This is a genomic window from Faecalibacillus sp. MSK20_93 (genome assembly GCF_020589945.1).
In the GTDB taxonomy this organism is placed as follows: domain Bacteria; phylum Bacillota_I; class Bacilli_A; order Erysipelotrichales; family Coprobacillaceae; genus Faecalibacillus; species Faecalibacillus intestinalis.
In genome coordinates, this window is record NZ_JAJDKA010000094.1 from 1 (window position 1) to 5567 (window position 5567).

Consider the following 5567-nt stretch of genomic DNA (forward strand, 5'->3'; position numbering starts at 1 on the left):
CTGTGTAAGACCTATAATGTATTGTCATTAGAGGCAGTCGTGGTTGAAGCAAGAATCTCCGACTTCTAAACGAAGTGTAAGTCGGAGTAGTTCACTAGATATTTTAATGAGTGTGCCATCTTTTTTTCTGTATTTTTGTTCAATGTTTTTATCTTTAGAAAGTTTTTCGATAATAGTGTTGTAATTAATAAATTGAGCAACATTTTGTTGATTGTTTTCGCTAATATATAGATTATTATAAAGTTTCATTGTTACAGAAAAACAATTATGTTGTTCTTTTCCAAGTTTTAAAAAATAGGAAGGGCCTATAATATCACGGAAGATATCTTTTTTAAGCCAACGACATAAACGCCCATATATTTAGGGGCAATTAATTTTAAACATTGTTGGTTATTTTTTTTATCTTGAAGTATTTTATTGATTTTAATTGAAAAACGATTTTGTTGATGAAGATCCATCTCTTTTTTGTCATACTAATCTCCGTTTATTAATACAATTCGATTTATTTTAACATAATTAACATACTTGCACAAAAAAAGCTGTACTTTGTGTTACAGCTTTAATCTATTTGATTATATTTAGCGATACTTGTTTGGCGATGGATATCAAAACACATTCCAATCGCAATCATGTAAGATAAAAGTGAAGACCCACCATATGAAAGAAACGGTAATGTGATACCAGTAATAGGGAGTATTCCTAAAATCATAGCGATGTTCCAAAATTGTTGGAAAATCATACATCCAAAAATACCAGCAATAAAATATTTATCACTTTGATGCGTTGCTTTTAAACCAACATACAAAATACAAACATCTAACGCTAGTATAGCAATGAGCGTAATGATGGCTCCCACGAATCCAAAGCCTAAAGTAATAACAGAAAAGATGAAGTCCGTATGAGCTTCTTGTAAAGAAATAATCACTGTGTCAAATCCATGACCAAAAAGTCCAGCTGTTCCATAAGCCATCATCGCATTATAAAGTTGGTATCCTTGATTTTGATAAGTTCCTTCAGGATCGACCCAGCCATAAAAACGATCAAGTTTATGTCCTGTGATAATTGAAGAAAATATATCTTGACGATAAATAAATAAGTAAGTAAAAATTATAAGAACAACTGCTAAACAAGCAAATCCTACAATATACCATTTCTTATTAATTCCTGATGCAAATAAAATAACAACCACTGAAAAAGCCATAATCAAAGTAACACCAGCATCATTTTGTAAATAAGTTAGAATCATTGGTGGTAGAGCAATAGCTGCTACACGACCAATTAACTGTAAATCGGTATCAAATGTATGAATTAAATATTTTTCATTATGTAAAGAAACAGTTTTAGACATACAAATAATCATTACAACTTTCATAAATTCAGAAGGTTGGAATGAAAATCCTGGAAAGTTATACCATGATGTAGCACCATTTAGATCTTTCGCAAAGGGAATGATTTGCATTCCTAATTTATAAATAGCAAATCTTTGAATAACAAGACCGACTAAAAAGACAATCAAGATTCCATAAAAAATCCACATTCCCGAGTAAATTCGATCATTTCCAAAACGATTGATTAAAAAAATCAAACCGACACCAATCATATAATAAAGGAGTTGTTTACTCCAATAACCTGTAGGATTGGGATAAGTAATATAACCAGCTGCACATTTAATTGTATAACAACTAATAAGACATAGAATAAATAAAATGATGGCAAGTGGCCAACAAATTGTAGAATCTAAATATTTTTTCATTTTGTCACCCCTAGTGATTTATAGTATACTATAAATATATCATAAAAGAAAATGTTTATTAAGAAAGGAAATAGATATGTCAGATTATTTTATTTATGTTTTAATTGCAATTATTGTAATTGTTGGAGTATGGTTTATTTTTGCAAAGGTATTAAAAAATAAAAAACCTAAAGAAGTTACTTTAAAAGATATTCCTATTGATTTAGAAGCTTTAATTCATGCTTTAGGGGGTATTGATAATATTAAAGAGAGCCAAAGTCAAGGAAGTAAAGTACGTTTCTTTGTAGAAAATGATGATTTAGTAAAAGTAAATGTTTTAAAAGAATTAGGTGCAAGTGGTGTTATTCAAGCTACAGGCAAAGTTACTGTTATTTTAGGAAAGTTCTCTGATGAAATCAGTAGAATAGTAAATGAAAAAAAATAACGTTCCAAGTTGTATTGGGGGTGAAGGTATGAAAGAAAGAATTCACTTATATGAACCTTTTTTTCATCATTATTATATTGATGAAATTCTAAATGATTATGAATTAGAAACTTTAATTCGTGTAAAAAAAGATGATTATCAACAATCAATTGCCTATATTAAATTAATTTCTATTTATTCACATCATGCAAGTATTGATGAATTACAACAACAAGTAGATTCAATTCAAATGATGATGGAAACTTATGAAGATTATCATGAATTTGAACAATATTTGATAGAAAATGAAGAACATCAAGTGATAGGAATTGATTTATGTGCACTTACTTATAATCATCATTATGATGAATTAGATTTAGAAGAATTAACACCTGATCAATATTATCAAGTAGGATTATATTATTATGACCAAAAAAAATATGATCAAGCATTAGAATGTTTCCATTTAGGAGAAGAATGTGAAGATTCTGATTGTTTATGTGTGTTAGGTTATATGTATGAAAAAGGACAAGGGGTCAAACAAAGTAATCAAATGGCCATGACATATTATCGTCTGGCAAGTGATTTAGGGAATGTTGTTGCTTCTTGTAATCTTGCTTATTTTTATGAATATGGGATAGATGTTGACCAAGATTATGAAAAAGCTTTTGAACTTTATTCTTTAGGGGTCGATGAAGGATTTCCAAGATCTTTATTTTCAACGGCTTATTTTTTACAAAATGGGTATGGTGTAACTCAGGATTTAGAGGAAGCTTTTTTACGTTATGAAGAAGCAGCAGCTTTAGGACATAATGATGCGATTTGTGCTCTAGGTGAATGTTATGAATATGGTCAAGGAACAAGACAGGATTATCAAAGAGCTTTACATTATTATGAAAAAGCAGCTTATGAAGGGAATAGTCTTGCCAAATATAAATTAGGACGTTTTTATGATTTAGGTTATGGTTGCAATGAAAATTATCCAAAAGCTTTTCATTGGTATCAAGAAGCAGCAAAAGATGGTTTAGAAGTAGCAATCACAGCGATGGCAACCTGTTATGAATTTGGTCGAGGAATAGAAAAAGATAGTCAAAAAGCTTTAGAATATTATTTAAAAGCAGCGAATATGGGCTATATGAATGCGCAATTTTGTTTAGGGTATTTTTATGAAATGCATAGTGAATATCCAGAAAGTGAAAAAAATAGTTTTTATTGGTATTTAAAAGCGAGTCATCAAGGAGATGGACAATCAACGTTGGCTGTGGCTTATTACTATGGTCAAGGAATTGGAACTGTTAAAGATGAAAAGAAGTCTTTTGAAGCTTATCAAAAAGCAGCCAATCTTGGAGAAAGAGAAGCATTTTATTATTTAGGTGTTTGTTATTTAGAAGGAAAGGGTGTTTTACAGGATAAGGAAAAAGGGATTGCTTGCTTAATTAAAATAGAAGATCAGTATCCTGTTGCAGCTTATTTAATAGGACAGTATTTTAAAGAAAAGCACGATGATCAACAAGCAATTCAACATTTTAAATTAGCAATTTTAAAAGAAGATGAGGAACAGTCTTTGTATCAATTAGCACTTTATGGTGAACAAGGAATAGAAGTCAGTAAAGAGGAAATGCTTGATTATCTTTTAAGAAGTGCAAAAAAAGGTTATTCACCAGCACTTGTAAAATATGCTTATTATTTAGAAAATGGAATTTATGTAGAAAAAGATTATCAGATGGCTTATGAATATTATTTATTAGCTTGTCAAAAACAAAATAGAGAAGGTTTTTATCATTTAGGTAGATGGTTCTTTTATGGGATAGGACAAAAAGAAGATAAGCATAAAGCAATGCAATATTATCAACAAGCTAGTCATTATCATTATTCAAAAGCCAGCTTTATGCTAGGTTATATGTATCATTATGGTGATGGTATTTCTAAAGATTTAGAAAAAGCTAAAGAATATTATCAATTAGCACTTCAAGAAGGATATCTTGAAGCGCAAAAGGAATTAGATAAATTAGAGGTGGAAAAATGAGTTTTGAAACAAAATTAGAAAAATATGCAAGATTAATTGTTCAATCAGGTTTGAATGTTCAAGAAAAACAAACCGTTGTCATTAGTGCATCTATTGAAAGTTATCAACTTGTAAGAGCGGTTACTAAACAAGCTTATCTTGTAGGCGCTAAAGAAGTTGTTGTTCATTATAGTGATGAAGAAGTCACACGTATGAAATATAAAAATATGGAAGTAGAAGATTTTAATCACGTACCTACTTGGTTTTCATCTTTTAGAAATGATTATGCGTTAATGAATGCTTGTTTTCTTTATGTTGATGATGAAGATCCTGAAATGCTTGCAGGTATTGAACCTAAAAAGATTTCTAATTGGCAAAGAGCAGTTAAAAAGGCATGTAAGACATATTTTGATTTATCCGATAATATGACAAATGCTTGGTGTATTGTAGGTGGAGCTACGCAAAAATGGGCGAATAAAGTTTATCCTGATATGTCAAATCAAGAAGCGTTAGATAGTTTATGGAGTGCTATTTTTAAAGCAGCTAAGATTGATGATGAACATGATCCTGTCGAATTATGGAATCAACATCGTCGTTCTTTTGAAAAACGTGTTAATTATTTAAATAGTCTAAATTTAAAGAAACTTTATTATAAAAATAGTAAAGGAACTGAAATTACAATTGGTTTGAATGATGATTATTTATTTGCTGGTGGGGGAAGTTATTTAAAAAATGGTGTTTACAATTTTCCTAATATACCAACAGAAGAAATCTTTACATCACCTAATAAGGATGATGTAGAAGGAATTGTTTTTAGTTCTTTACCTTTAAGTTATGGTGGAAATATTGTTGATGAATTTTATTTACGTTTTAAAGATGGTCAAGTGATTGATTTTGGAGCTAAAGAAGGATATGAGGTTTTAAAAGGAATTATTGATAGTGATGAAGGAAGTAAACGTTTAGGTGAAGTTGCTTTAATTCCTTATCATTCACCAATTAATGAATTAAAAACATTATTTTATAATACTTTATATGATGAAAATGCTTCATGTCATATGGCTTTAGGTATTGGATTTTCTGAATGTATTAAAGGTGGGATTGATATGGATAAAAAAGAATTGTTTGAAAAAGGGGTCAATGATTCTTTAGTTCATGTTGATTTTATGATGGGGACAGAAGATTTAATGATTGATGGTATTTTAGAAGATGGCAGTCATGTAAAAATCTTTGAAAATGGAAATTTTGTATTTTAATGATCTGTGGGGATTGCTCCCCACTTTTTAATTAGTAAAAAAAGATTTCTATTATATATTATTTGACACTCCCCATGTCTAAAGACAGGAGATTCTTGCTACCTGCCAACATTGTTGGCTGACCAGTTCATTTCTGATAGGTCGCAGTGCAAG

4 protein-coding genes are annotated in these 5567 nt (G+C 29.9%); 3 read left to right on the forward strand and 1 reads right to left on the reverse strand.

Annotated elements, in window-relative coordinates:
- Nucleotides 1–559 precede the first annotated feature (559 nt).
- Nucleotides 560–1753: an FtsW/RodA/SpoVE family cell cycle protein gene (locus LJD34_RS15365; RefSeq protein WP_032089498.1), complete on the reverse strand. Its 1194-nt coding sequence runs from the start codon at nt 1751–1753 to the stop codon at nt 560–562.
- A 76-nt stretch (nt 1754–1829) separates the two neighbouring features.
- Here LJD34_RS15365 and LJD34_RS15370 point away from each other — a divergent pair, with 76 nt between their 5' ends.
- From LJD34_RS15370 to LJD34_RS15380, 3 genes are read left to right on the forward strand one after another with little or no spacing between them, the layout of a single operon-like run.
- Nucleotides 1830–2177, forward strand: a complete 348-nt coding sequence (locus LJD34_RS15370; protein ID WP_022000671.1) for a hypothetical protein — start codon at nt 1830–1832, stop codon at nt 2175–2177.
- 28 nt (nt 2178–2205) lie between these two features.
- Nucleotides 2206–4182: a tetratricopeptide repeat protein gene (locus LJD34_RS15375; protein ID WP_227360305.1), complete on the forward strand. Its 1977-nt coding sequence runs from the start codon at nt 2206–2208 to the stop codon at nt 4180–4182.
- Complete coding sequence (locus tag LJD34_RS15380) at nt 4179–5414, forward strand: aminopeptidase (protein ID WP_227360306.1); 1236 nt, start codon at nt 4179–4181, stop codon at nt 5412–5414. The genes LJD34_RS15375 and LJD34_RS15380 overlap by 4 nt, the downstream gene beginning before the upstream one ends.
- Nucleotides 5415–5567 lie beyond the last annotated feature (153 nt).

Coding starts and splice junctions, on each gene's coding strand:
- LJD34_RS15365 (WP_032089498.1), bottom strand. CDS start 1,753: ATGAAAAAATATTTAGATTCTACAATTTGTTGGCCACTTGCCATCATT.
- LJD34_RS15370 (WP_022000671.1), top strand. CDS start 1,830: ATGTCAGATTATTTTATTTATGTTTTAATTGCAATTATTGTAATTGTT.
- LJD34_RS15375 (WP_227360305.1), top strand. CDS start 2,206: ATGAAAGAAAGAATTCACTTATATGAACCTTTTTTTCATCATTATTAT.
- LJD34_RS15380 (WP_227360306.1), top strand. CDS start 4,179: ATGAGTTTTGAAACAAAATTAGAAAAATATGCAAGATTAATTGTTCAA.